Here is a 24,637-nt window from a genome sequence, read left to right as displayed (position 1 = left end):
ACGTCGCCGCCCGTTCGGAAGGCCTGACTATTGCTTGAACCAGATCCGGCTGTAGCCGAGCGCGTCGCCGGCGATGGCGACAAGGACGCCGACCGAGACGAGGATAAGGCCGATCATGAAGGTGCGCACGATGCGGCGATAGACTGCTCCCTCCAGTGAAGTGGGCGAGAGCATGCCCGCCAGCGCCCAGACCTGGAAGACGATGCCGCCCCCGATGAGAAAGACGGCTGCCAGGTCTTCCGGGATCCAGGTTCCCGGCTGCGAGGCCCAGTTGTTGAGGAAGCCGAGCGAGAAGGCGAGCACGACGCCGATAGCCGTCACCGAACCGCCGCGGAAGATGACGTCGATCTTTTGCGGCTCGGGCGGCGGTGCCGGCGGCTTCTCTTCGGGCATGGCAATCTCGTTGGTGCGGCGACGTTGCTGCCCTTTATGCCGGATTTTGCGCCTCCTTTGGAAGCGGGAACATTGACAAGCCTGTCCGCGCACCCCTTATGTCAGCCACGATCGGTCTCTCGTTAAGAGAGAAGAGGGAATGCGGTGCGGATAAGAGGAGGCCGGTCGACGGCTGCCTTGGATGCCAAAGCCGCGGCTGCCCCCGCAACTGTAAGCGGCGAGCGTCCCGCCTTGAGGCCACTGGGTGACCGGGAAGGCGGCGGGAGGCGATGAGCTGCGAGCCAGGAGACCTGCCGGTCGCACTGCTGTCACCGGTCCGGGCGGGGCGCCTCGGAGGCCGGTTCCGTCTACCCGGACGATCGCCGGCCCTGCCGTCGGTCCCGCGCCCTCCATCCGCTTCGGCGGCGATGAACAGGGCCGATGCCAGAAACACCTCTTCCAGTCCGGCTGCTCGTCTGCGTGACCTGCAGGCGCGAGGGCGATGACCCCGAGGCGCCGCGCCAGGGCGCCCGGTTGCGCGATGCGCTCGCCGGCATGCTGCCGGATGACGTCGAGCTGCAACCTGTCGAGTGCCTGGGCAACTGCAAGCGCTCCTGCACGGTGGCGCTGTCGGCGCCCGGTACCTGGACCTATGTCTTCGGCGACCTCACCGCCGAGAGCGGCCCCGACATTCTCACCGGCATCGGGCTGCTGGCCCATTCCAGCGACGGCCTGATGCCCTGGCGCGGCCGTCCCGAAGTCTTCAAGCGCAGCATGATCGCGCGCATCCCACCCCTATCAACTCTCAAGGACGCCGCCGAATGAACGCGCATACCAAGGTTCCCTGCACCATCGTCACCGGCTTTCTCGGGGCCGGCAAGACGACGCTGATCCGCAACCTGCTCGCCACCGCCAATGGCCGCAGGCTGGCGCTGATCGTCAATGAATTCGGCGATGTCGGCGTCGATGGCGACATCCTGAAGTCCTGCGGCATCGAGAGCTGCCCGGAAGACGCCATAGTCGAACTCGCCAATGGCTGCATCTGCTGCACGGTGGCCGACGATTTCGTGCCGGCTTTGGAGACGCTGCTGGCGCGTCCGAACGCACCCGAGCACATCGTGATCGAGACCTCCGGCCTCGCTCTGCCCAAGCCGCTGGTCAAGGCCTTCAACTGGCCGGCGATCCGCTCGCGCGTCACCGTCGACGGCGTCATCGCCGTGGTCGACGGTGCCGCGGTTGCAGCCGGCCGCTTCGCCGATGATCCGGAGGAATTGAAGCGCCAGGCCGAGGGCGATGCCTCCCTCGACCACGACAATCCGCTCGAGGAGGTCTATGAGGACCAGCTCCTCTGTGCCGACCTCGTCGTGCTCAACAAGGCTGATCTCCTCTCAGCCGGCGAGGCCGACAGCGTGGAGAAGGACATCGAGAAGACCGTGCCGCGCGCCGTCAAGGTGGTGCGCACCTCCGAGGGCCGCATTGATGCCGCCGTGCTGCTCGGGCTCGGGGCAGCGGCCGAGAACGATCTGGAGGCGCGTCCCTCCCACCACGATCACGAAGCCGAGCACGACCACGACGATTTCGACACCTTCATCGTCGACCTGCCGGCCATCCTCGATGCCGATGCCCTGGTGGGCAAGCTGAAGGCGGCGGCCGAGGAACATGATATCCTGCGCATCAAGGGTTTCGTTGCCGTCGACGGCAAGCCGATGCGCATGCTGGTCCAAGGCGTCGGCGCCCGCTTCTCTCAGCATTTCGACCGCGCCTGGGCGCCGGAGGAAACCCGTTCGAGCCGCCTCGTCATCATCGGCGAGAAGGGCATCGACCAGGCCGGCATCCGCAAGACGCTGGAGGGATGATGCATCTGCTGCCGGCCGATACGCGTTCGCTCGATGCCAGCGAGGCCGCCATCGATCTGGGTCAGGCACCCGGCGCTATCGTGTTTGCCTCGCTGACCGACAGCGACCTCGCCCTGGCAGCCGCTTCCGGCCTCGACGATTTGCGCCTGGCGCCGCTGCAGAAGCTGCGCCATCCGATGTCCGTCGACCTCTACATCGATCAGACGGCCCGCCATGCCAAGGCGATCGTGGTGCGCCTGCTCGGCGGCCTCGACTATTGGCGCTATGGCGTGGAGGAACTGGCGGCGGCGGCGCGAACCCATGGCATCGCGCTCGCCCTCATTCCCGGTGACGACAGGCCCGACGGGCGCCTGTCTCAGCTCTCCACCGTGCCGCAGGAAGCCTTGGACCGGCTCGCGCAGTACTGGCGCGAAGGTGGCCCCCGGAATGCCCAGGCCTCGCTGCTCTATGCCGCCAGGCTGGGCGGTCTCGATTTCGGCGAGCCGGAAGCGCCGGTGGCCGTGCCGAAATACGGGGTGTTCCTCGGAGCGCGGACATCTTGTCCGCCTTTGACGGGGTGCATTGGTGAGAAAGATGCGGACAGGATGTCCGCGCTCCAAGTCGTCATCCTCTTCTACCGCTCCATCCTGCTCTCCGCTGACACTGCCCCCATCGAAGCCCTGGTGCGGGCGCTTGATGCCGAAGGCTTGGCCGCTACCGCCCTCTATGTCGGTTCGCTCAAGGATGGCGAAACGGCGGAATGGGTGCGCCGGCAGCTTAGGGAACTCAAGCCGGCGGTGATCCTCAACGCCACCGCCTTTTCGGCCCTGGACGACGATGGCGCCTCGCCGCTCGACGTAGCCGGTTGTCCGGTCCTACAGGTGATCACCTCTTCCTCGGCGCAGGAGGCCTGGGAGGCCTCGACCCGCGGGATGTCGGCCAGCGACCTTGCCATGCATGTCGCACTGCCAGAGCTCGACGGCCGCCTTTCGGCCGGCGTGATCTCCTTCAAGGCCGAACGCGAGGAGGGCGCCTTCACCCGCCTCGCCCATGCCCCCCATGACGAGCGCATCGCCGCAGTGGCCGCCAAGGCCGCTGCCTGGGCTCGGCTCGGCGCCAAGGCGCGGACGGAGCGCAGGCTTGGTCTGATCCTCTCCAACTATCCGGGCGCGGATGGCCGTCTCGCCCACGCCGTCGGCCTCGATGCGCCCGCCTCGGCCCTGGCGATCCTGGAGCGGCTCCGCGACGAGGGCTATGCGGTGGGGGACCTGCCGGAAAGCGGTGCCGATCTGCTGGAGTTGTTGGGCCGGTCATACCCTCCCCTGGAGGGGGAGGGTCGACGCATAGCGTCGGGGTGGGGTGACTGCCTCGACCGTTGTGATTCCCACCCCACCCCGAACCTGCGGTCCGACCCTCCCCCTCCAGGGGAGGGTAAGGCGCTTTCCCTCCCGCTCTCAGCCTATTCCGCCTGGCTCGACACCCTACCTGCCGCCCTCCGCGACAGGCTCGCGGCCCAATGGGGCGATCCCTCGGCCGACCCCCTTTGCCTCGACGGCGCCTTCCGCTTTGCCGGCCATCTCTGCGGCCATGTCGCGGTGGCGGTGCAGCCGGACCGCGGCTCGGCCCTTGACCGCAAGGGCGACCACCACTCGCCCGATCTGCCGCCGCGCCATGCCTATCTCGCCTTCTATCTGTGGCTGCGCCAGGCTTTCGGCATCGATGCGATGATCCATCTCGGCACCCATGGCACGCTCGAATGGCTGCCCGGTAAGGCGGCCGCGCTCTCCGCCCAGTGTTTTCCGGAGCTGGCCGCCGGAGCCGTGCCGGTGCTCTATCCCTTCATCGTCAACAATCCCGGCGAGGCGGCGCAGGCCAAGCGCCGGCTCGGGGCTGTCACCATCGGCCATCTCACCCCACCCCTGCGAGAGGCGGGCCTTTCCGGCGGCGCCATTGAGGTCGAGCGCCTGATCGACGAATATGCCAGCGCCGACGGCCTCGATCAGCGCCGCATGACCTATCTCAGGCGTGAGATCATCGAGCGGGCCATGGAGACCGGCCTCACCGCCGAATGTGGCATCGCACCCGGCCTCGATGAGGACGAGACGCTGGCGCGCCTCGATGCCTTCCTGTGCGACGTCAAGGAATTGCAGATCCGCGATGGCCTGCATGTGTTCGGACGTCGGCCGGAGGAGAGCGACCACCTCCTCGATGTCCTCGCCGCCACCAGCGGCGCGGAGGAGCGCCCGGCTTTGGCCGCGCGTCTCGACAGTTGCGGCGACAGCGAAATGGCCAGCCTTCTTGCCGGCCTCGACGGACGCTTCGTGCGGCCCGGCCCCGCCGGGGCGCCGACGCGCGGGCGTGCCGACGTGCTGCCGACCGGGCGCAACCTCACCACGCTCGATCCAAGGGCGGTTCCGACCCGTGCCGCCTACGCGATTGGATCGCGTGCGGCAGATGCCTTGATCCAGCGTTATCTGCAGGATCACGGCGACTATCCCCGGAACATCGTGTTCGACCTGTGGGGCTCGGCGACCATGCGCACCGGCGGCGACGATCTTGCCCAGGCCCTGGCCCTGCTGGGCGTCAAGCCGGTATGGGACAACGGCTCCAATCGCGTCTCTGGCTTCGAGATCCTGCCGCAGGCCCGGCTCGACCGGCCGCGCGTCGACGTGACGCTGCGCATATCCGGCTTGTTCCGTGACGTATTCGCCCAGCAGATCACACTGTTCGACGAAGTCGTCAGGGCCGTCGCCGCCCTCGACGAAAGCGCCGAATGGAACCCGCTGGCCGCCGCGGCGAAGGCAAGCGGCGAACGGCCGCTGCGCATTTTCGGCGCTGCGCCCTCGGCCTATGGCGCGGGGATCACCGATCGCATCGCACGCGGAGCCTGGGATAACAGGGCCGATCTCGGCCGCGACTATCTCGCCGCCAGCAGCCATGCCTATGGCGCCGGTATCGAAGGTGACGCCGTGCCTTCCGTCTTTGCCGAGCGGGTCGCTGCCGCCGATGCCCATGTGCATGGCCAGGACCATCGCGAGATCGACATCCTTGATGACGTCACCTTCGCCGCCCATCAGGGTGGCTTTGCGGCGGCGCTGGAGGCGCTGGGGGCCAAGGCCGCCCTTTATCACGCCGACCTTTCCAATCCTGACAAGCCCCGCCTGCGCAGCCTCGGCGAGGAGGTCGGCCGCCTCGTGCATGGCCGCGCCGCCAGCCGGCGCTGGATCGACGGCATGATGGCGCATGGCTATGCCGGCGCCGCCGAAATGGCCAATGCCATGGATTCGCTGTTCGCCTTCTCGGCGACGGCCGGCATCGTCACCAATGCCGCTTTCGACCGCATGCACGAAGCCTATGTCGAGGACGAGGAGGTCGCGGCCTTCCTCGCTTCAGCCAATCCCGCCGCGGGCCGGGCGATCCGGGCGCGGCTGGCCGAGGCGATCCGCCGGGGGCTGTGGCAGCCGCGCCGTAATTCGGCCAGCCGCCTGCTGGACGAGGCTGGGAGAGCGGCGTGAGCGAACCGTCCAATCAGGTCAAGGGCTGGTGTCCCGGGGCGCTCAGGCCGATGCGCTCGGGGGACGGATTGATCGTGCGCGTGCGCCTGACGGGCGGGGAACTTGCTCCGGAGCGTGCTGCCGCCCTGGCCGAGGCGGCCCGGCGCTTCGGCAATAGCCTGATCGATTTGACCTCCCGTGCCAATCTGCAGATGCGCGGGGTCCGCGACGAGACCCTCCAACCCCTGCTCGACCGGCTCGCGGAACTCGGCCTGCTCGATGCCAGTGCCGCCGCCGAACAGGTCCGCAACGTGATTGCGAGCCCGCTCGCCGGGCTCGATCCGAGCGCGCCCGTCGATGTGCAGCCTTTGATCCGGGCGCTGGAGCTGCGCTTGATAGGAAACGATCGTTTCCATTCCCTGCCGGCCAAGTTCGGTTTCCTGCTCGACGGTGGCGGCGTGCTGTCGCTTGACGGTGTCGAGGCCGACATCGCGTTGAGGGCCGAGGATGACGCGCATTTCCGGCTGGAAGCCGGTGGTGAAGCATTGGGACGGGTGAGGGTAGAGGAAGCTCTGGAAGCCGCACTCAGCGTCGCCGAACGCTTCCTCGCTCTGCGCCAACCCGACGAACGCCGCATGCGCGATGTGGTGGGGCGGATCCCATTACCCTCCCCTGGAGGTATCGGCACTTCCAAGAGGAAGTGCCTGGGGTCGACGCGTAGCGTCGGGGTGGGGTGGGAGGCGGAGGGCGTAGAGGTTCCCACCCCACCCCGGCCTTCGGCCGACCCTCCCCCTCCAGGAGAGGGTAAAGACCAGAGTCGCCTTGCCGGCCCCCACGCCGCCGGCTTCTTCACCGCGGCTGCTCCCTTCGGACGGCTCGATGCCCACCAGCTCGAGGGCCTCGCCGGCGTCGCCGCCCGGCATGGCGCGACGTTGCGCTTGACGCCCTGGCGCTCCATCCTGCTGGCGCCGCTTGCCGTCGACGTCACTCCGGAAGTGTCGTCCCTCGGCCTCGTCGTCGATCCCGGCGACCCGCGGCTTGCCATTGCCGCTTGCCCCGGCAGCCCTTCTTGTCTATCCGGCGAAGCGCCGGCGCAGGCCGATGCCGGCAGGCTGGCGCCGGTGCTGGCCGGTTTCGTCGAAAGGGGGGCGAGCGTACATGTCTCGGGCTGCGCCAAGGGTTGCGCGCGGCGCACGCCGGCTTCCATCACGCTGGTGGGGCAGGGAGGGCGCTATGGTATCGCCTTCGACGCCGACAGCAAGGCGCCGAGCGAGACGGAACCGATGTCCTTGGGCGAATTGACGGCGTTTTTGGCCAAGCGCCTGGCTGAGAAGAGTTTCAAGAGCAGTGAGCAGCGATGAACAGGGCGTTGTCATTCCGCACGTGCTGCATCATGAAATGATGCGGCGCAGATGCGGAACCGCCGTGAAAGTATGCCTTGTTCTGCCAGCGATCCCGGATCTGCATCGCATCACTGCGTGCTGCGCCGCGTCCGGGACGACCAAGTGAGTGACCATGTCTGAACGCGACTATATCCGTGACGGTGCCGAGATCTATCGCCGCTCCTTCGCGATGATCCGTGCCGAAAGTGACCTGTCGCGCTTTTCGGCCCTCGAGGCCCCCGTCGTCGTCCGCATCATCCATGCCTGCGGCATGGTCGAGGTCGCTGCCGATGTCGAGATGTCCGGCGATCTGGTAGCGAGCGCGCGCGCTGCGCTCAGGGCCGGCGCACCTTTGCTGTGCGATTCGAAGATGGTGGCCAATGGGGTGACCCGCGCCCGCCTGCCGGCCGACAATGACGTGATCTGCACGCTCGACGATCCGCGCACGCCCGAGCTTTCCCGGCAGATCGGCAATACCCGCACCGCTGCCGCCATGGAGCTCTGGCGCGACCGCCTTGGCGGCGCCGTGGTTGCCATTGGCAATGCGCCGACCGCGCTCTTTCATCTGATGGACATGATCGACCGGGGAGCGCCCAGGCCCGCCGCCATTCTCGGCATTCCCGTCGGTTTCGTCGGCGCTGCCGAATCCAAGGACGACCTCAAGGCCTGGGGCAAGGTGCCCTGGCTGATCGTGCGCGGCCGCAAGGGCGGCAGTGCCATGACTGCGGCGGCCATCAACGCCCTGGCGAGCGAAATCGAATGAGTGCCGGTCGTCTCTATGGCGTTGGCGTCGGCCCGGGCGATCCCGAGCTGATGACCCTGAAGGCGGCCCGGCTGATCCGCGCGGCACCGGTCGTCGCCTATTTCTGCAAGCAGGGACAGCGCGGCCATGGTCGCACCATCATCGAGGGCTTCCTGGCCGATGATGTCATCGAGGAGAAGCTGGCCTATCCGATGACGACCGAAGTGCCGGCTGGCGATCCGGTCTACCATTCGGCGCTCGGTGGCTTCTATGACGAATCGGCTCGCCGGCTCGCCGCTCATCTCGATGCCGGCCGCGATGTCGTGGTGGTGTCGGAAGGCGATCCCTTCTTCTACGGCTCCTTCATGCCGATCTTCCATCGCCTGGCCTCCTCCTACGAGACCGAGGTGGTTGCCGGCGTCTCGGGCATGGCGGGCTGCTGGACGCGGGCCCGCACGCCGATCACCTATGGTGACGACATCCTTACCGTGCTGCCGGCAACGCTGGACGCGGCGGCGCTCAAGCGTCATCTCGAACTGGCAGACGCGGCGGTGATCATGAAACTCGGCCGGCATTTTCCGAAAGTCCGCGCCGTGCTGGAGGAATTGGACCTTGCCGCCCGCACTGTTTATGTCGAGCGCGGCACTATGGCCGGCGAAAAGATCATGAAGCTGCCGCCGGCCGATTTCACCGGCGCGCCTTATTTCGCCATGCTGCTGGTGCCCGGCCAGGGGCGGCTGCTGTGACCGGCCGCGTCATGATCATCGGCCTCGGGCCGGGGCCGGCGAAATGGATCACGCCGGAGGCCAGCGCGCTGCTGGCCGAGGCGACCGATATCATCGGCTACGGCCCCTATGTCGACCGGGTGCCGCCGAGCCCGGCAAAACGCCATGCCAGCGACAACCGCGTCGAGGTCGATCGCGCCCGTCACGCGCTCGAGCTCGCGATGGCCGGCGCGCGCGTCGCCGTGGTCTCGGGCGGGGATCCCGGTGTCTTTGCCATGGCCGCGGCGGTCTTCGAGGCGGTCGAGGCGGGGGATCCCGCCTGGCGTGACCTCGATATCGTGGTCGTTCCCGGGGTCACCGCCGTGCTCGCCGCTGCCGCGCGGCTCGGCGCGCCGCTCGGGCATGATTTCTGCGTGGTCTCGCTGTCCGACAATCTCAAGCCCTGGTCCGTGATCGAGAAGCGGCTGGTTGCGGCGGTGGAGGGCGATTTCGTGCTCGCCTTCTACAACCCGGCCTCGAAGGCCCGGCCCGACCAGATCGGCAGGGCCTTCGAAGTGCTGCGTCGCCAGGCGGGCGAGCGTATCGTCGTGCTCGCCAAGGCCGTGGGCCGGCCGGACGAGGAGATCATCCTGACCAGCCTGTCCGCGGTGAAGCCTGAAGAGGTCGACATGCGCACGCTCGTGCTGATCGGCTCCTCGCAGACGAGGTTGATCGAGCGCGGGGAGGCCGAGCCCTGGATCTATTCGCCCCGGAGATGGGACGCGTGACCTCCTGGGACCGCAGGCTTCCAGCCTGCTCTGCCTCTCCGGCGTGTTCGACGTTTCCAAGAATGCAAGCTGGAAGCCTGCTATCCCAGGGGCAAGCAGTTCCGGGGGGCGGGTCTTCAGACCCGGCTTTGTCTTTCCGGCGGGCGCGACGTCTCCGGGCTGGTCTGAAGACCAGCCCCCCGGTGCTCGATCCAGGCCAAAGCCTCCTGCGCCGTTGCCACCGTCTCCACTTCGGCCGTCCCAGGCCGGCGCAGCAGGATGACCGGCAGGCCGAGGCGGCGCGCGGCGGCGATCTTGCCATAGGTGGCGCTGCCGCCGGAATTCTTGGTGACCAGGATGTCGACGGCCTCTTCCTGCATCAGGCTGTAATCATCGGCCTCCGCGAAGGGACCGCGGGCAAGGATCAGCCTGGCGCGCGGCGGCAGCTCTTCGGGCGGATCGACCGAACGGACCAGATAGAAATGCTGGGGTGCGGCGAGGAAGGCCGGCAGTTCGAGCCGGCCGGTGGTCAGGAAGACGCGACGTGGCGCGGTGCCGAGCGCCTCAACCGCGGCCTCGGCGTCAGGTACTTCGCGCCAGCGATCACCGTCCACCGCCAGCCAGGCCGGACGCCGCAGGGCCAGCAGCGGCACGCCCATGCGCCGGGCGGCCTCGACCGCATTGGCCGACATCCGCTCGGCGAAGGGATGCGTGGCATCGATGAGCGCGGTGACCGCATTTTCCTCGAGGAAGGCGCAAAGTCCTTCGACGCCGCCGAAGCCGCCGATCCGATGGGCGATCGGGGGCGGGGCGGGATTGATCGTCCGCCCGGCAAGGGACACCATGGCCGGAATGTCGGAGCGCGCGGCCAGGAGCCTCGCCAGGGCCGAAGCCTCGCTGGTGCCGCCGAGCAGCAGGACATGGGGACGGGAACGGGTCACTCAAGCGTCATTCAAGTTGGTTCGATCTTTGTCATTGCCGGGCTTGACCGGCAATCCAGCCTATTGCCCGATTGCGTGTGGCTTCTGGATAGCCGGGTCAAGCCCGGCTATGACAAACCGGATCGTTTCTTCTTAAGTGAATTGCGTTGGAACTGAAATGCGCTGTCGTCTCTTGAGGGTCGGATGAGCCCTGTCAACCATTCGGATCGCTGGCTGTCCATCGTCGGCATCGGCGAGGACGGCATGGCCGGCCTGTCGCCGCTGGCCGCCGCCGTGGTCGCCGGGGCCGAACTGCTGGTCGGTGGCGCCAGGCACCTGGCCATGGTGCCGGACAGAGCCGCCGAAAGGCCGGCGGAAAGGCTGGCCTGGCCGAGCCCGCTGACCGACGCCATCGGCCCGATCAGGGCGGCGCGTGGGCGGCGCGTCGTCGTGCTGGCCTCCGGAGATCCGTTCCTGTGGGGTGTGGGTGCCACGCTGGCGCGCTTCATCCCGCCCGAGGAGATCGCCTGCCATCCCGCGCCTTCGTCCTTTTCCCTGGCGGCGGCGCGGCTCGGCTGGGCGCAGCAGGATTGCGCCCTGATCTCGCTGCATGGCCGGCCCTTCGAGACACTGGTGCCGCATGTCCAGCCCCAGGCCCGCATCCTGGCCCTGACCTGGGACGGCCGCACGGCGGCCAAGGCGGCGGCCCGCCTCACCGAGCTCGGCTTCGGCGCGTCCCGCCTGACCGTGCTGGAGCGCATCGGCGCAAGCGCGGAGAGGATCCGCTCCGCCCGGGCCGAAGCCTTCGATCTCGACGGCATCGATCCGCTCAACGTCCTGGCCATCGAGGTGGTCGCCGGCCCCGACGCCCGGCCGCTACCGCTCGCCAGCGGCCTGCCCGACGATTTCTTCGAGCATGACGGCCAGCTCACCAAGCGGGAGATCCGCGCCGTCACGCTGTCGGCGCTGGCCCCGCTCAAGGGCCAACTGCTCTGGGACATCGGCCTGGGGGCGGGGTCGGTCGCCATCGAATGGCTGCTGCGCCATCCGTCCAACCGCGCCATCGGCATCGAGGAGAATGCCGACAGGGCGACGCGCGCGCTGGTCAACGCCGTCAATCTCGGCGTGCCGCATCTGCGCCTCGTCACCGGAGCGGCACCAGCCGCCCTTGCGGGACTGGAGCGCCCTGATGCCGTCTTCATCGGTGGCGGCACGGGTGATGAGGGTGTGTTCGAGGCTGCCTGGGCCGCCCTGTGCCCGGGCGGGCGCCTCGTCGCCAATGCCGTTACGCTGGAGAGCGAGCAGGCCCTGGCCCGGCGTTTCACCCAATATGGCGGCGATCTGATCCGTCTGGGCGTGGAGCGGCTGGTGCCCGTCGGCAGCATGCATGGCTGGCGCCCGGCGATGCCGGTGACGCAATGGAGCGTGGTCAAGCCAAGCCATGTCGCACCTGGAAATCCTGGGCAATGAAGCCGTTCGTCGCCGCCGGCCTCGGCTGCCGCAAAGGCTGCCCGGCCGAGGAAATCACCGCTCTCGTCCGGCTGGCCCTGCAGGAGGCCGGCTTGGAGCTTGCCGCGCTTTCGGGCCTGTTCGCGCCCGCCTTCAAGCAGGGCGAGGCGGGGCTGGCGGAGGCCGCCACCAGCCTGGGCGTCCCACTCGTGCTGATCCCCCAGGCTGCGCTGGAGGCCGCCGAGCCGCGCGTGCTGACCCGTTCGGAGCGCGTGGTCGCCCTGACGGGGCTGGGCAGCGTGGCCGAAACCGCGGCGCTCGCTGGCGCCGGCCCGCAATCCACCCTCAAGCGGGCGCGCATCGCCAGTGCGAACGCCACCTGCGCCATCGCCGTCAACGAGGCCTGACATGACCGTTCACTTCATCGGCGCCGGCCCCGGCGCGCCCGACCTCATCACCGTCAGGGGCCGCGATCTCGTGGCGCGTTGTCCGGTCTGCCTCTATGCCGGCTCGCTGGTGCCGCCTGAGATCATTGCGCTGGCGCCTGCGGATGCACGCGTGGTCGATACCGCGCCGCTGACGCTGGACCTGATCATGGCTGAGATCGAACAAGCGCATGAAGCGGGCCTCGATGTCGCGCGGCTGCATTCGGGGGATCTGTCGATCTGGAGCGCGCTGGGCGAGCAGACGCGGCGCCTGCGCGCCCTCGGCATTCCCTACACCATCACCCCGGGCGTGCCGTCCTTCGCCGCCGCCGCGGCGGTGCTCGGCAAGGAGCTCACGCTGCCGGAAGTGGCGCAATCGGTGGTGCTGACGCGCACGTCGGGCCGGGCCTCGGCCATGCCGGAGAACGAGACGCTTGAGGCTTTCTCCCAGACCGGTGCGACGCTGGCGGTGCATCTTTCCATCCACGCACTGGCGCGCGTGGTAGCCGAGACGACGCCGTATTACGGCAGCGCCTGCCCGGTCGCGGTGGTCTTTCGGGCAAGCTGGCCGGATGAGCGTGTCGTCACCGGTACGCTCGGCGATATCGAAGACAAGATCGCGGCCGAGCCGATGGAGCGCACCGCTTTGATCCTGATCGGGCGCACGCTGGCCACCGATGATTTCCGCGAAAGCGCGCTCTACGACACCGACTACAAGCGGCGCTATCGCGGCTTCGAGGGGTGACGAGCCGGTCCTCACGCCCCCTCCCAGGGTGTTGGCGTTTGAAAGCCCCGAGAGGGTGGCGCAGCCCCTCGTCCGCCTGCCGGCACCTCCAGTCAACGCAAGAGAGTTGACGACACCGCCAAGGGGAGAAAGCTGCCCATCGTTCTCAGCGACGCGCTGGTGCAATCGTCCGTCAATTCCGGCTCGGATCAGCCAGAAATGTCGCGCCTGGACTATTCGATGTTCGCTTTCCCGGCATTGTGGAAGTTCTTCCTCCTGGTCGCGTCCCCGTCATGTCTTCCCGTGGCTCCCACCTTTTTGGTGCGTTCCTCGCCCTCGCGGCGGGAACGGTGTTTTCGTTCGGCAGCATCACCATTCGTGAGTCGCCGCATCTCGACGCCGTGCAATATCTGATCTGGCGCAGCTTCGGCCTGCTGCCGCTGGTTCTCGGTGTGGCGCTGCTACAGGGCAAGTCGCCGCTGCAGCAGTTGATTTCGGGCGGCTGGCTGGGACTTGGTGGCGCGCTGTGCATGACGGTGATGGCTGATTTGTTCATCTTCGCCATGAAGACGACCACCATCGCCAATGCCCTGCTGTTTTCGAGCGCGGCGCCGCTGATCGGTGCCATATTGGCCCGCCTGATCCTGAAGGAGCGCATCTTCGTCTCCACCTGGTGCGGCATCGCCATCGGCATCGCCGGATTGCTGATCATGACCTGGGGGGAACTGGGCAGCGGCAATGCCATCGGCAATCTGGCTGCCTTCGGCGTGGGCTTTGCCTATGGCCTCTATTCCATCATTGCCCGGCTCGGCCGCGACAGGGACATGTCGGGTGTGGTGACGGGTTGGGCGGTGCTGACCATCCTCACCTGCGGTGCTTTCATGGCGCTGAGAGGGATCACCATCGCCACGCCGATGCTGGAAAACACCTATGCCATGATCCATGGCGCCGTTTTCATCGGTGGCGGCATGTATCTGCTCAATGCGGCCGCCCGGCATGTCGGCGCCGGGCAACTCACCTTGCTGGCCCAGACCGAGATGATCCTCGGGCCGGTCTGGGTCTATCTCTTCTTCGACGAGACACCGCGCCTGACCACCGTCCTGGGTGGCGGGGTGCTGCTCGCGGGCGTGCTCGTCGCCGCTCTCGGGCGCAGCTTCGCCCGCGATGAGGAAGCGCAAGTGGCGGCGCGTGCCTCGGTGTGATCCCGGGGCTATACGGCCTCAGGACGACTTCAGGCGCCAGCCACCGAGAATGTGCCAGATCACAGCCAGGAGCACGATGGCGCCGCCGATGATCGCGGCCATACCCGGATCCTCGGCGAAGATCAGATAGACCCACAGCGGGGCCAGCACCACGTCGAGCGTGGAGATCAGGCCGGATTCGGCGGCGGGGATCCGGCGTGCACCGGCCAGGAACATGAAGAAGGCCAGGGGGATCGAGGTGAAGGCGAACAGCGCCAGCACCACCCAGTCCTGCGCCGTCGCTGCGGCGGGCGAGGCGAAGGGCAGGCCCACCAGCGCGGTGAACAGGCAGCAGAACAGGTTGACCGGCAGCATTTCCAGCCCTGGACGGGCCCGCGCGACCACCGCCACGATGGCGAAGGAGGCGGCCATGCCGAGCGCCATGGCGTCGCCGAAGAGATGGCCGGATCCGAAGGAGCCACCCACCATCACGACCACGCCGACGAGCGCGCCGCCGGAAGCGATCAGCGTGCGCCGGGAGACCCTCTCGCGCATGATCAGCCAGGCAAGGCCGGCGGCCAGGAAGGGCGTGGTGGCATAGATCACCGATACGTTGGCGATGGTGGTGTGATAGAGCGCCCCGACGAAGAACAGCATCGACAGCGAGGCGCAGGCCGCGATGATGAGGCCGAACCAGCCGATCGAGCGGATCGCGGCCAGGCTGTCGGCGCGATGCACATAGACGAGACCGACCCCCATATAGATCGCGCCGATCGCCGCGCGCAGCGACACGGTCGTCCAGGCGTCCACCGTGAGCATGCGGGCGAAGATGCCGCTGATGCTCCAGGCGATGGCGGAGGCGACGACGAGAAAGACACCGAGCCGATGAACGGAACGGGCGTCGGGCGAGGCGGTGATGGCGGACATCGGAAAACCGGGGGTGGGAGGACGCAACTCACATGATTTTCAGCGGCACTCCCAACGGGCCGATGAAGCTGTGATCAGCCGCAATCTCCTTGTTTCCGATGCTTCGTTCAAGGGAGGAAAGCTATCTTGAACGACAAGAAAAGCTTGATGACGGAGACGGCGCTTGCGCTGTTCCTCCACTGTCTCTGCGTTCCTCGATCGCTTTCCGCTCAGTCGTGACATTGACAACTTACGCTATCCGATAGAGCGGCCGGGTCCGCCATCGTCGCCGGGCAGTGCCGCGTCTGTCGCAAGGGCAGCCGGACGGCGATCGTCGTCAGCCTGCGCTCATCTTGCTCTCGTAGTCGGCTTCGAGCCGCGTATGCAGGCCCCAGAAGCTCGGCGGTGCGTGTCCTCCGAGGCGGGCCGCGAGGATGTCGAGATGGGTGTGCCAGCCGGCAGCGACGCTGATCAGTTCGTCGCGGGTGAGCAGGCGGCTATGGGTGATGGTGATATGGGTCCGCCCGAGCTCCGGCTTGAGGTCGATGCGCACCTGGGAGCCGTCCCCCCAGGCATATTCGATCAAGGTGGGCGGCTCGCAGGCGATCACCCGCCCATGCATTTCCACCGTGCCGTTCAGATGCACATATTTGGGCGGCGGCGGGTCGTCGGGCGACGACAGGTCGCCATTGCGGAAGACATGGTTGACCCGTCCGCCCGGCTGCAAGTCCATCTCGCCGCCGGCCAGCCATTGCTGGCGCTTCTCGGCTTCGGTCAGGAAGGCCCAGACGCGTTCGATCTGTCCGGAAAGAACGCGTTCGATGCGTACGGTCTCGGTGTCGATGATCACGCCGTAGTCGGACATGGTTCAACTCCCTAGAGTAAAGCGCTTTCATGAGCGCTTGTTTTCTCTGATGCTTTATTTCCCAGCCAATCCGACGGATTGGCCAGGGCACCTTTGCGATTCCTGCAGATACCGGCAAATCGCGAGACGCTTCAGGCTCAACTCCCTTGAGGGTTGGCAATCGCATCCGCGATCAGCAAGGCGTCAAGCGTGTCGAGCCGCTGATTCCAGAGTTTTTCATAAAAACGCATCCATTCCAGGCCGGCATGCAGAGGCCGCGGATTCAGCCGGCAGGTATGGGTGCGTCCTTCGACACGGCGTTCCACCAGGCCGGCCTTCTCCAGCACCTTGATATGCTTGGAGGCGGCGGCCAGAGAGATAGCGAAGGGGTGGGCGAGTTCGCCCACCTTGCGGGGCTCGGCGGCGAGGCTGCGCAGCATGGCCCGCCTGGTCGGATCGGCCAGGGCATGAAAGACGGCGTCGAGAGGATCTTGATATTCAACCATACGGTTGAATATCTTCCTTTGCCCCTCAACTGTCAACCAAATGGTTGACGACAGCATCGGACCGATCTCGAAATCGGGGCCGATACTGTCGATTTGGTCGTCGCATGGTTTTTCCGAAAACCGGTGTCCACTTTGCCGACGATGCTGACTGTTTCCGTCGCGTTCGGCACCTGGGATGTCGCGCCATGCAAAGGCGTTTCCGGCAAGGCCCTGTCTAGTCGCCACGAGCAAGAGGGAGAATTCCATGGCCGCAGCAGCCAAGACATTTGCAGCTAAGACATTTGCAATCGTTGGAACCGGGGTCATCGGTGCCGGCTGGGCGGCACGGGCGCTCGCGCACGGCCTGGACGTCGTCGCCTACGATCCGGCTCCGGGCGCCGAGGAAAAGCTGCGCGCGGCCATCGACAATGCCTGGCCGGCCCTGGAGAAGCAGGGGCTCGCCGCCGGTGCCGACCGCAAGCGCCTCAGCTATGCCGGTTCGATCGCCGAGGCGGTCGCCGAGGCGGACTTCATCCAGGAGAACGCACCGGAGCGCGAGGAGCTCAAGCAGGACCTGCTGGCGCAGATCGACGCTGCCGCCAAGCCCGGCGCCATCATCGGCTCCTCCACCTCGGGCCTGTTGCCGAGCCGGCTGCAGGCCAAGATGGCCGATCCGACCCGGCTGGTGGTGGGCCATCCCTTCAACCCCGTCTACCTGCTGCCCCTGGTGGAAGTGCTCGGCGGCGAGAAGACCTCCCCCGAGACGGTCGAGGCCGCCAAGGCGTTCTACACCTCGATCGGCATGCGCCCGCTGCATGTCAAGGTGGAGATCGAAGGCTTCATCGCGGACCGGCTGATGGAAGCGCTCTGGCGCGAGGCTCTCTGGCTGGTCAATGACGGGGTTGCCACCACCGAGGAAGTCGACGCGGCCGTGGTCTATGGCTGCGGCCTGCGCTGGTCGCTGATGGGCACCTTCCTGACTTTCCATCTCGCCGGCGGCGAGGGCGGCATGCGTCACATGCTGCACCAGTTCGGCCCGGCCCTGAAGCTGCCCTGGACCAAGCTGGTGGCTCCGGAACTGACGGATGAACTGATCGACCGCGTCGCCGATGGTTGCGAGCAGCAGGCCGCCGGGCGCTCGATCAAGGCGCTGGAACGCCGCCGCGACGACTTCCTCATCGAGGTGATGGCGCTGGCCAAGAAATATTGGCCGGAGGCCGAGGGGCTGGAGGGGCGGATCTAGCTCTCAGGGGACCGCAGGCTTTCAGCCGGCTCTTGGAACCGTCACACTTGCACGATGGGCGATGCAGGCGGGACGCCTGCAATCCTAGAGCAAAGCGCGTTCACACGTGAACGTTTGTTTGCTCTATCTCTTTGTTTCGACGCGTCTTTGCGATTCTTGATGATTCCAAGAAATCACAAAACGCTTTGGGGGCCTCCCATGCACCTTCTCGACGAAACCGTCCGCTCGGAATGGATCGACTATAACGGCCATCTCTATGACGGCTATTACGCGGTGATCTTCGCCAAGGCCGTGGACGAGTTCCTTCCCCGCGTCGGCCTCACGCCGGCGGTGCGCGAGACGACGCGCCATACCATCTATACCATGGAGACCCATGTCCGCTTCCTGTGGGAGGTCAAGCTCGGCACGCCCGTTTCGGTGACCTGCCAGGTGCTGGACCTCGATGCCAAGCGCGTCCGCATCTTCCTGAGCATGTATGACAAGGTGCGCAACCTCGTGGTGGCGACCTCAGAACAGCTCCTGATGTCGATCGACCAGACCGAGCAGCCGCACGCCGCGCCTTGGCTGCCGCAGAGCGCGGCAGTGCTGGAGGGGCTGCTGAAGGAGCACGCCACCCTGCCGATGCCGAAGGATGCCGGCCGCAGCATCGGCATCAAGCGGTAGAAAAACCCGCGATAAGGTATCGCGACTTATTTGTATGTCGCGATGTCCTTCCTTCTCGTTTTCCAGGTGTGGTGTTTCCAAGAGCGGACGGGACGTCCGCGCACCCGGAAAGATGTCATCTCCCGGGTGCACGGGCATCTTGCCCGTACTTCCTATCCTACAAGCACGACGCCTCAATCCGGCCAGCCGCCGGGGCTGGTCTCGGCGCCGTCGTCATATTTCGACAGCCACTCCACCGCGGTGTCGCGGAAGCGGGTGAGGCCCTTGTAGTCGACCAGTTCGGGCGGCAGGGTCTGCAGCACGCGATGCAGGCGCCGGCCCCATTTGGGCACCGTCACCAGTTCCTCCAGCTTGATCAGGTAGCAGCGGATCGGGAAGACGATGGCGTTGGAGCGCGGCAGGCGGAAGAAGCTCTGCAGCTCAACGCGCAGATGCAGCTTGTTGCCGATATTGTCCAGCGTCAGCGTGGTGCGATCCTTACCCCATTTGTGATAGTTCTCGGGCGAGGTATCCAGGCGCGGATTGACCGTCATCGTCCAGTTGAGCCGCCGCGTCGGCGAGCCCTGGCGCAGGTTCAGCATGAATTTGAGCGCCCGTTCGAACACGCCGAGCTGGTGGGCCAGCGGCACCGGACCGTGCCATTCCATGAAGTTCATGCCGATATCGAAATCGAGCGACCAGTCGGCCTGGGTGGTCACGATGCCCGCATCCATCCACAGATTGCCGTCGCGCTGGTCGAGCAGGCAGAAATCGCCCTGGGACTGGCGGGTGATGTATTCCATCGGCCCATAGGGCAGGGTGGCGACATCACCGAAGGTGAAGCGATCGTCGATGCCCAGGGGACGGTTGATCCAGTGCCATTGGTCGCCGTTCCGCTCGAGCGTGAAATGCTCGGGATAGGAGGTCGACATGCTCTCCATCAGGAGTTCGAGCAGATCCCAGCCCGCCAGCGTCATGTGGGGCAAGGACTGGCAGCGCAGCGGATCTTCCTTGAGGACCTGTGCCCGATCGGCCATCTCCGAGACATAGTGCTCGTCGACGTCGATGGGATGCTCGAAGACCGAGCCGTTCGGGCCTGCGGTATGCGGTTCGATATTGACCGCATACATGTAGTTGTCCTTGTCGAAGGGGAACGGGAAGCGGCGGATCCCCGTTTCCGAATTGCGGAAGGTGAAGTCGTCGCGGAAGGTTTCCTGGCGGAATTGGATGCCCATGGTGCGTATCCTCTGTGAGAGCTTCCTGGGCCGGCAGGCGTCTCGCCTGCTCTTGGACACACGGCGATTCAAGAGCAGGCGAGACGCCTGCGGTCCCAGGAATTAAGTTACAAATCCAGCACCAGTTCCCGGCCCTCGAAGCGCGAGACGCAGGGCATGACCTTGGTGCCGGAGGCCTTGTCGGCTTCCGAGAGGTAGTGGTCGTTGTGCATGAGCGTGCCGTCGCAGGAGAGCACTCGCGTCTCGCACTGGCCGCAGGCGCCGCCGCGGCACAGATAGGGCGCGTCGACCCCGGCCGCCTCGATCGCCTCCAGCATGCTCTGATGCGGCCCGACCTGGGCCTTCTTGCCTGATTGGGCCAGGGTAATCTCGTAGGGCTTGCCGGAAGCCGGCGCGAGGAACTGCTCATTGTGCAGGTTCTGCTCGGGCCAGCCTTCGTTGCGGGCGGTGTTGAGCACCCATTTGATCATGCCGCCGGGCCCGCAGACATAGAGATGCGTGCCGAGGGGCTGGCGGGCGAGCAGGTCGACCAGGGGGATCGCTTCGCTCTTGGCGTCGCGATAGATGTGGATCCGGCGGCCATAACGCTCGGCCAGATGGGCGAGATAGGCGCCGTGCTCGTCCGAGCGCACGGCGTAATGCAGCTCGAAGGGGCGGTCCTCGTCGGAAAGCTGGGCCATCATCGCCATGAAGGGGGTGATGCCGATGCCGCCGGCAAAGAGCAGGTGCTTCTTGGCGCGCTGGTCCGGCGGGAACAAATTGACGGGATGGCTGATGCGGATGATGTCGCCGGGGCGGACCCTGCCATGCAGGAACAGCGAGCCGCCACGGCCGTTGTCGTCGCGCCTGACGCTGATGGTGTAGCAGGCCGTGTCGCCCGGGCGGCTCATCAGCGAATAGGGGTTGCGCCGGAGGGTGGCGCCGTCTTCCATCTCCACCACCACATGGGCGCCGCCCGAGAAATTGGGCAGGGGTGAGCCGTCTACGGGCTTGAAATGGAAGCGCTTGATCTCGGGCGTGACCTGGTGGATCTCGCTGACGCGCACCTCGATCTTGGGTGTCTTGTCACTCATGGAAAGGCCTCCTCGGTCGGCGGAACGACACCGGGCTCTTCGGCGTCGATGCACACGCCCTGGAATGCGGCGATGCGGCGCGAATAATGGTCTCGCACCAGCAGAGTCAGGCCGCAATGGGCACATTTGACCGGCTGCGTGCGCACATGCTCGGTGATGCCCTTGCAATGCACGCATTGCACCCGGCGCTCTTCCGAGCCGCGATGCTCGGTCTGGATGGAAAGATGGTCGACGCCGGCCTCGATCGCAAGCTTCATGGCCTGGCCGATCAGGCCTTCCGTGCCGGCCAGATAGATCTGGGTGCCCATATGGGCCGTCGCCAATGTCTGGGCCAGGCGCGGCAGGGCGGCGGCGATGCTCGGGCCCTCATAGAACATGTCGGGACCCAGTGCCCTGAGCGCCTCTCCCAGATTCTTGGCAGCGGCTCCGCCGGGCACATAAATGATGTGAGCCCTGTCGAGAAAGGCGGCGTCGGCCGTCTTGGCCGCGTCGAGGATCGCCTGACCGCCCTCGGCATCCGCCACGAACAGGTGCCGCTTGGCGCCGGGGCGGATGGCAAGCGTGCCATAGACAGGACGGCTCTTGATGCCGGATACGAGCATGGTTCTATCGAAACTCCAGCGCGAACGGAAACAGACGCAGCCAGGATCTGGCTATCACGTATGAGGGGCCCTCTCCCGTGGGAGAGGGCCAGGCACCTTACAGCGCCGTACGCTTCTTCTTCTCCGGATCATCGAAGGTGATGGTGTGGGCGATGGCCGAGCACTGCACATTCTTGCCCTTGACCTCGAGCTTGGTGCCCTGCTTGGCGACGTCGACGGCCATGCGGGCGATCGCCATCGAGCGGTTGGTCAGGCGCGAATACATGCCGCAGGTGACCACGCCCACCTTCTTGCCGCCGGCCCAGAGCTCGTCGCCGGCATCGAGGATCTTGTCGGTGTCGGCGAGGACGCCGAAGATCTTGAAGCGCTCCTTGCCCTTGAGGCGGTAGTGCTCCTCGGCGCCGCGGAAGCCGGTCTTGCCGGGCGAGACGGTGAAGGTGAGGCCGAGTTCCCAGAGCGTGTCGCCCGGGCCCTCGTTCTCGAAGGGATACATCTGCGAATTGTCATAGGGATAGAACAGCAGATAGCTCTCCACCCGGAGCCAGTCGAGCGCGGTGAAGGAGGCGGGCACGATGCCCATGCGCTTGCCTTCCTTGAGGATGGTGTCCCAGATCTCCACCGCGTCCTCGGACTTGCAGAAGATCTCGTAGCCGCGCTCGCCGGTATAGCCGGTGCGCGAGATCATCACAGGCTTGCCGAACAGCGTGGTCTGCATGTGGTGGAAATATTTGAGGTCCTTGATGCCGGGCACATGCTTGGTGAGGTATTTCACCGCCAGCGGGCCCTGCAGCGACAGGTCCTGCAGATCGTCGTCGAAGATGACGGCAACATTCTTGCCGGCGGCATCGCGAGCCATGTCCTCGAAGCCGGTGCCCGAGCCATAGACCGTCATCCAGCTGTTGGGGCCGGTGCGATAGAGGATGCAGTCGTCGGTGAACTTGCCGGCATCGTTGAGCACGCAGGCATAGGCCGACTTGCCGGGCACGATCTTGCGCACGTCGCGCGTGGTCAGGCGCTGCAGCACCTGGTGCGAATGCGGGCCGACCAGATGGGACTTGCGCAGGCCGGACACGTCCATCAGCGCCGCCTTTGTGCGGATCGCCTCATGCTCGTCGGCGAGGTCGGACTTGGTATAGGTCCAGGCCGTCTCCATCCCGTTCCAGTCTTCCAGGGTGGAGCCGAGGGCTCGGTGGCGGGCTGCGAGCGGCGAACGCCGCCAGGACATGACACTCATGGATGTTCCCTTCTGTGATTGGTGGCCGGTCTTCGGCCCGGTGTGGTTGGGCTGGCAAGGCCGGAGAGCGAGGCCGTGTTACATCCTCACCCTCGTCTTGTCCGGGTCGTAATGGGCAAAGCGCACGACCTTGGCCTTGAGGCGCTTCTGGTGGCCGTCGAGCTTGCCGATCTCGAGTTCGGTGCCGATCTCGGCCGAGCCGATATCGACGCGGGCGAGGGCGATGTTCTTGTCGAGAATGGGCGAACGCATGCCGGAGGTAACCACGCCGATGCGGGCGCGCCCGGCATAGACATGATCGCCGTGATGGGCGGTCTCGCGTCCCTCGATTTCCAGGCCGACGAGCTTGCGCTGCGGCTCGGCCTTGCGCTTGACCAGGGCCTCCTTGCCGACGAAGTCACCCTTCTTGGAGACCAGCGGCACGGTGAAGGTGATGCCGGCCTCGAACGGGTCGGTCTCGTCGGAGAATTCGTAATGGGCGAAGATCAGCCCGGCCTCGATGCGCAGCATGTCGAGCGCTTCCAGCCCCATGGGCACCACGCCGAGCGGCTTGCCGGCCTTGAAGACGGCATCCCACACGGCCTCGCCATCGCGGGGATGGCAGAAGATCTCGTAGCCGAGCTCGCCGGTATAGCCGGTGCGAGAGACCACAACGGCCGGGCCCTGGGCATGGCCGAGCCGGCCGACGGTCGAGCGGAATACGCCGATCTCGTTGGCAGCCGGCTGGGCCGGCGGCGTCCAGATGATCTTGGCGATGAGGTCACGGCTCTTGGGGCCCTGCACGGCGAGATTGTGGAGCTGGTCGGTCGAGGAGCGGATCCAGACCTTGAAGCCCTTTTCCTCGGCGAGCTGGCGCAGATGCACGCCGACATAGGGATCGCCGCAGACGAGGCGGAACTGCTGCGGCCCGAGGCGGAACACGGTGCCGTCGTCCAGCATGCCGCCATGTGGGTAGCAGATGGCGGTGTAGACCACCTGGCCGACCGAAAGCTTGGTGATGTCGCGCGTCACGGCATAGTCGAGCAGCGCCTCGGCATCGGGGCCGAGTACCTCGAACTTGCGCAGGGCGGAAAGGTCGATCACCGCCACCTTTTCGCGGCAGGCCCAATATTCGGCCACCGCGCCATCGGCGAGGAAGGAATTGGCGAGCCAATAGCCGCGATACTCGACCATGCGGCGCGAAAGGGGAGCGACCTTCGAATGGAACGCCGTCTCCTTGGTGAAGACCGGAGGGGAATCGGGTGTCATGCGCGTAGCGATCGCCTTGGGGAATTCGTGATCGGAGTCATAGACGCGGACCTGGATGTCGGTGGGGTTCCAGCCATTGGCTGGATCGATGTCGTCGGCACAGGAGGAGGCGGCGCAGGTGAGGTCGATCAGCGCGCGCATCAGCACATAGTCGCCGGGGCGCGACCAGGGCTCGTCGGCACTGATGGTGCCGTCATGGTTGACCTGCGTGTTGAAGAAGAAATTGATCGCCGGCCAGCCGGGGCGGGGGGCGATGCCGTCCTGCGCCAGCACCCTGTTGAAGTTCTCCGAGCAGGAATCATGGCCCGGATAACCCATGTCGTCGTAATATTTCATGGTGCAGGCGAGGCCGAAGGTGTCGTGCCGTCCGCAGGTGTCCTGCACCACTTCCACCGTGGCCCGCATGCGCTGGTCGAAGAATTTCGAGAACAGGCCGGGGCCGGGATAGGCGCGGCCCATCAGGGTGCGGGTCGCGGTGGCGTCGAGGCCGCATTCGATGCCCTGCTTGAGCAGCTCAGTGTCGAAAGCCAGGAAATCCGAGCATTGGCGCCCGTCAATGTCCATGATCTGGATATATTGGCCGGCCTTGACCTCGAAACGCTCCGCGGTCGCGGCCTTCACCCGAAAATCCTGGACCGGCGTGGCGAGAGGGGCGGCGGGCTGGCTCTGCGGCGCGCGCTTGGCGGTTTCATCGCTGCGCGCGATCTCCAGATGGAAGTCGGTGGCCGGAACCACGGCATCCGCCGTCGAATCGCCGGCCGGCACGATCAGCACGCAGGTCATGTCGCGCTCGGCCGCCAGCGAGAGGGCCTCTCCCGCCGGGGCGTCGGGTCCGGAGATCAGGATGCCGCTGGCACTGGCAAGATCGCGGCCGGCGAGTTGGTGATGGGTGGCGGCGGCATTCTCATTGGCGGCGATCAGGCCCGCCAGTGCATCGCGCGGGGCAGCGGGATGGCCCGAAGGCAGGCTCTCCTGCGCCGCAAAGGCATAGAGCAGGGCGTTCTGGCCGCCCTCCAGATCGGTCAGACGCAAGCGATCGCCCTTGCCGAGGGCGAAGACCTGGCTCGATCCGCCGGCGACACGAAGCATTTCGGCTTCAGGCATGGCAAACCACTCCTACAGGCAAGCGA

At 66.3% G+C, this 24,637-nt stretch carries 23 protein-coding genes and 1 riboswitch; of the genes, 13 read left to right on the top strand and 10 right to left on the bottom strand.

Going from position 1 to position 24,637, the window contains the following annotated elements; translation table 11 throughout:
* Nucleotides 1–27: 27 nt before the first annotated feature.
* Nucleotides 28–393: a putative sulfate exporter family transporter gene (locus ABXS05_RS20915; protein WP_367625264.1), complete on the bottom strand. Its 366-nt coding sequence runs from the start codon at nucleotides 391–393 to the stop codon at nucleotides 28–30.
* 95 nt (nucleotides 394–488) lie between these two features.
* Nucleotides 489–705: riboswitch (cobalamin riboswitch) on the top strand.
* 108 nt (nucleotides 706–813) lie between these two features.
* Here ABXS05_RS20915 and ABXS05_RS20910 point away from each other — a divergent pair.
* The 7 genes from ABXS05_RS20910 (at nucleotide 814) to cobJ (ending at nucleotide 9,317) form a co-directional block, all read left to right on the top strand.
* On the top strand, nucleotides 814–1,197 hold the full coding sequence (locus tag ABXS05_RS20910) for a DUF1636 family protein (RefSeq protein ID WP_367625263.1): 384 nt from the start codon (nucleotides 814–816) through the stop codon (nucleotides 1,195–1,197).
* On the top strand, nucleotides 1,194–2,228 hold the full coding sequence (gene cobW, locus ABXS05_RS20905; protein WP_149253768.1) for a cobalamin biosynthesis protein CobW: 1,035 nt from the start codon (nucleotides 1,194–1,196) through the stop codon (nucleotides 2,226–2,228). Before ABXS05_RS20910 ends, cobW begins: the two co-directional genes overlap by 4 nt.
* Entirely contained in the window at nucleotides 2,228–5,722 is a 3,495-nt protein-coding gene (cobN, locus tag ABXS05_RS20900; RefSeq protein WP_367625262.1) for a cobaltochelatase subunit CobN, read from the top strand. The genes cobW and cobN overlap by 1 nt, the downstream gene beginning before the upstream one ends.
* On the top strand, nucleotides 5,719–7,062 hold the full coding sequence (gene cobG / locus ABXS05_RS20895) for a precorrin-3B synthase (RefSeq protein ID WP_367625261.1): 1,344 nt from the start codon (nucleotides 5,719–5,721) through the stop codon (nucleotides 7,060–7,062). The genes cobN and cobG overlap by 4 nt, the downstream gene beginning before the upstream one ends.
* 154 nt (nucleotides 7,063–7,216) lie before the next feature.
* Nucleotides 7,217–7,846, top strand: a complete 630-nt coding sequence (locus tag ABXS05_RS20890; protein WP_367625260.1) for a precorrin-8X methylmutase — start codon at nucleotides 7,217–7,219, stop codon at nucleotides 7,844–7,846.
* Entirely contained in the window at nucleotides 7,843–8,571 is a 729-nt protein-coding gene (locus tag ABXS05_RS20885; protein ID WP_367625259.1) for a precorrin-2 C(20)-methyltransferase, read from the top strand. The genes ABXS05_RS20890 and ABXS05_RS20885 overlap by 4 nt, the downstream gene beginning before the upstream one ends.
* Entirely contained in the window at nucleotides 8,568–9,317 is a 750-nt protein-coding gene (gene cobJ / locus ABXS05_RS20880) for a precorrin-3B C(17)-methyltransferase (protein ID WP_367625258.1), read from the top strand. The genes ABXS05_RS20885 and cobJ overlap by 4 nt, the downstream gene beginning before the upstream one ends.
* Before the next feature lie 116 nt (nucleotides 9,318–9,433).
* Here the strand turns inward: cobJ and ABXS05_RS20875 are convergent, their stop codons facing one another.
* Nucleotides 9,434–10,237: a cobalt-precorrin-6A reductase gene (locus ABXS05_RS20875; protein ID WP_367625257.1), complete on the bottom strand. Its 804-nt coding sequence runs from the start codon at nucleotides 10,235–10,237 to the stop codon at nucleotides 9,434–9,436.
* A 183-nt stretch (nucleotides 10,238–10,420) separates the two neighbouring features.
* Here ABXS05_RS20875 and cbiE point away from each other — a divergent pair, with 183 nt between their 5' ends.
* The 4 genes from cbiE (at nucleotide 10,421) to ABXS05_RS20855 (ending at nucleotide 14,016) form a co-directional block, all read left to right on the top strand.
* Nucleotides 10,421–11,686, top strand: a complete 1,266-nt coding sequence (gene cbiE, locus ABXS05_RS20870) for a precorrin-6y C5,15-methyltransferase (decarboxylating) subunit CbiE (protein WP_367625256.1) — start codon at nucleotides 10,421–10,423, stop codon at nucleotides 11,684–11,686.
* Complete coding sequence (locus ABXS05_RS20865) at nucleotides 11,683–12,072, top strand: cobalamin biosynthesis protein (RefSeq protein WP_311940825.1); 390 nt, start codon at nucleotides 11,683–11,685, stop codon at nucleotides 12,070–12,072. The genes cbiE and ABXS05_RS20865 overlap by 4 nt, the downstream gene beginning before the upstream one ends.
* A gap of 1 nt (nucleotide 12,073) precedes the next feature.
* On the top strand, nucleotides 12,074–12,835 hold the full coding sequence (gene cobM / locus ABXS05_RS20860; protein WP_367625255.1) for a precorrin-4 C(11)-methyltransferase: 762 nt from the start codon (nucleotides 12,074–12,076) through the stop codon (nucleotides 12,833–12,835).
* Between the two features lie 272 nt (nucleotides 12,836–13,107).
* Nucleotides 13,108–14,016, top strand: a complete 909-nt coding sequence (locus tag ABXS05_RS20855) for a DMT family transporter (RefSeq protein WP_367625254.1) — start codon at nucleotides 13,108–13,110, stop codon at nucleotides 14,014–14,016.
* Nucleotides 14,017–14,034: 18 nt separating this feature from the next.
* On the opposite strand, the gene ABXS05_RS20850 is transcribed toward ABXS05_RS20855, so the two are convergent.
* The 3 genes from ABXS05_RS20850 to ABXS05_RS20840 form a co-directional block, all read right to left on the bottom strand.
* Nucleotides 14,035–14,922, bottom strand: a complete 888-nt coding sequence (locus ABXS05_RS20850) for a DMT family transporter (RefSeq protein ID WP_367625253.1) — start codon at nucleotides 14,920–14,922, stop codon at nucleotides 14,035–14,037.
* 316 nt (nucleotides 14,923–15,238) lie between these two features.
* A complete protein-coding gene (locus tag ABXS05_RS20845) occupies nucleotides 15,239–15,766 on the bottom strand; it encodes an SRPBCC family protein (protein WP_311940812.1) in 528 nt (175 codons plus the stop codon).
* 137 nt (nucleotides 15,767–15,903) lie between these two features.
* Complete coding sequence (locus tag ABXS05_RS20840; protein ID WP_311940809.1) at nucleotides 15,904–16,497, bottom strand: ArsR/SmtB family transcription factor; 594 nt, start codon at nucleotides 16,495–16,497, stop codon at nucleotides 15,904–15,906.
* On the opposite strand from ABXS05_RS20840, the gene ABXS05_RS20835 reads away from it, so the two are divergent.
* On the top strand, nucleotides 16,496–17,473 hold the full coding sequence (locus tag ABXS05_RS20835; RefSeq protein ID WP_367625252.1) for an L-carnitine dehydrogenase: 978 nt from the start codon (nucleotides 16,496–16,498) through the stop codon (nucleotides 17,471–17,473). The two genes, ABXS05_RS20840 and ABXS05_RS20835, sit on opposite strands and share 2 nt — an antisense overlap.
* Nucleotides 17,474–17,671: 198 nt before the next feature.
* Complete coding sequence (locus tag ABXS05_RS20830) at nucleotides 17,672–18,136, top strand: thioesterase family protein (RefSeq protein WP_367625251.1); 465 nt, start codon at nucleotides 17,672–17,674, stop codon at nucleotides 18,134–18,136.
* A gap of 173 nt (nucleotides 18,137–18,309) precedes the next feature.
* Here the strand turns inward: ABXS05_RS20830 and ABXS05_RS20825 are convergent, their stop codons facing one another.
* The 5 genes from ABXS05_RS20825 to ABXS05_RS20805 form a co-directional block, all read right to left on the bottom strand.
* Nucleotides 18,310–19,350, bottom strand: a complete 1,041-nt coding sequence (locus ABXS05_RS20825) for a heme-dependent oxidative N-demethylase family protein (RefSeq protein WP_311940799.1) — start codon at nucleotides 19,348–19,350, stop codon at nucleotides 18,310–18,312.
* 107 nt (nucleotides 19,351–19,457) lie between these two features.
* Nucleotides 19,458–20,423: a PDR/VanB family oxidoreductase gene (locus ABXS05_RS20820; RefSeq protein WP_367625250.1), complete on the bottom strand. Its 966-nt coding sequence runs from the start codon at nucleotides 20,421–20,423 to the stop codon at nucleotides 19,458–19,460.
* On the bottom strand, nucleotides 20,420–21,025 hold the full coding sequence (locus tag ABXS05_RS20815; protein WP_311940794.1) for a dimethylamine monooxygenase subunit DmmA family protein: 606 nt from the start codon (nucleotides 21,023–21,025) through the stop codon (nucleotides 20,420–20,422). Before ABXS05_RS20815 ends, ABXS05_RS20820 begins: the two co-directional genes overlap by 4 nt.
* Nucleotides 21,026–21,122: 97 nt before the next feature.
* The gene (locus ABXS05_RS20810) at nucleotides 21,123–22,250 is read right to left on the bottom strand and encodes an aminomethyl transferase family protein (protein WP_437178686.1); all 1,128 of its coding nucleotides are present in this window, start codon (nucleotides 22,248–22,250) and stop codon (nucleotides 21,123–21,125) included.
* A gap of 87 nt (nucleotides 22,251–22,337) precedes the next feature.
* A complete protein-coding gene (locus ABXS05_RS20805) occupies nucleotides 22,338–24,611 on the bottom strand; it encodes a trimethylamine N-oxide demethylase (protein WP_367625248.1) in 2,274 nt (757 codons plus the stop codon).
* Between the last annotated feature and the right edge of the window lie 26 nt (nucleotides 24,612–24,637).

It is taken from the genome of Labrys neptuniae, from assembly GCF_040797145.1.
Classification (GTDB): Bacteria; Pseudomonadota; Alphaproteobacteria; order Rhizobiales; family Labraceae; genus Labrys; species Labrys neptuniae.
Note: the sequence above shows the minus strand (reverse complement) of the source record. Positions and strands in the feature narration are given on the sequence as shown.

What these genes read in the sequence shown, in the direction of transcription:
- ABXS05_RS20915 (WP_367625264.1), bottom strand. Translation starts at nt 393, where the DNA reads ATGCCCGAAGAGAAGCCGCCGGCACCGCCGCCCGAGCCGCAAAAGATC.
- ABXS05_RS20910 (WP_367625263.1), top strand. Translation starts at nt 814, where the DNA reads ATGCCAGAAACACCTCTTCCAGTCCGGCTGCTCGTCTGCGTGACCTGC.
- cobW (WP_149253768.1), top strand. Translation starts at nt 1,194, where the DNA reads ATGAACGCGCATACCAAGGTTCCCTGCACCATCGTCACCGGCTTTCTC.
- cobN (WP_367625262.1), top strand. Translation starts at nt 2,228, where the DNA reads ATGCATCTGCTGCCGGCCGATACGCGTTCGCTCGATGCCAGCGAGGCC.
- ABXS05_RS20890 (WP_367625260.1), top strand. Translation starts at nt 7,217, where the DNA reads ATGTCTGAACGCGACTATATCCGTGACGGTGCCGAGATCTATCGCCGC.
- ABXS05_RS20885 (WP_367625259.1), top strand. Translation starts at nt 7,843, where the DNA reads ATGAGTGCCGGTCGTCTCTATGGCGTTGGCGTCGGCCCGGGCGATCCC.
- cbiE (WP_367625256.1), top strand. Translation starts at nt 10,421, where the DNA reads ATGAGCCCTGTCAACCATTCGGATCGCTGGCTGTCCATCGTCGGCATC.
- ABXS05_RS20865 (WP_311940825.1), top strand. Translation starts at nt 11,683, where the DNA reads ATGAAGCCGTTCGTCGCCGCCGGCCTCGGCTGCCGCAAAGGCTGCCCG.
- cobM (WP_367625255.1), top strand. Translation starts at nt 12,074, where the DNA reads ATGACCGTTCACTTCATCGGCGCCGGCCCCGGCGCGCCCGACCTCATC.
- ABXS05_RS20855 (WP_367625254.1), top strand. Translation starts at nt 13,108, where the DNA reads ATGTCTTCCCGTGGCTCCCACCTTTTTGGTGCGTTCCTCGCCCTCGCG.
- ABXS05_RS20850 (WP_367625253.1), bottom strand. Translation starts at nt 14,922, where the DNA reads ATGTCCGCCATCACCGCCTCGCCCGACGCCCGTTCCGTTCATCGGCTC.
- ABXS05_RS20845 (WP_311940812.1), bottom strand. Translation starts at nt 15,766, where the DNA reads ATGTCCGACTACGGCGTGATCATCGACACCGAGACCGTACGCATCGAA.
- ABXS05_RS20835 (WP_367625252.1), top strand. Translation starts at nt 16,496, where the DNA reads ATGGCCGCAGCAGCCAAGACATTTGCAGCTAAGACATTTGCAATCGTT.
- ABXS05_RS20840 (WP_311940809.1), bottom strand. Translation starts at nt 16,497, where the DNA reads ATGGAATTCTCCCTCTTGCTCGTGGCGACTAGACAGGGCCTTGCCGGA.
- ABXS05_RS20830 (WP_367625251.1), top strand. Translation starts at nt 17,672, where the DNA reads ATGCACCTTCTCGACGAAACCGTCCGCTCGGAATGGATCGACTATAAC.
- ABXS05_RS20825 (WP_311940799.1), bottom strand. Translation starts at nt 19,350, where the DNA reads ATGGGCATCCAATTCCGCCAGGAAACCTTCCGCGACGACTTCACCTTC.
- ABXS05_RS20820 (WP_367625250.1), bottom strand. Translation starts at nt 20,423, where the DNA reads ATGAGTGACAAGACACCCAAGATCGAGGTGCGCGTCAGCGAGATCCAC.
- ABXS05_RS20815 (WP_311940794.1), bottom strand. Translation starts at nt 21,025, where the DNA reads ATGCTCGTATCCGGCATCAAGAGCCGTCCTGTCTATGGCACGCTTGCC.
- ABXS05_RS20810 (WP_437178686.1), bottom strand. Translation starts at nt 22,250, where the DNA reads ATGTCCTGGCGGCGTTCGCCGCTCGCAGCCCGCCACCGAGCCCTCGGC.
- ABXS05_RS20805 (WP_367625248.1), bottom strand. Translation starts at nt 24,611, where the DNA reads ATGCCTGAAGCCGAAATGCTTCGTGTCGCCGGCGGATCGAGCCAGGTC.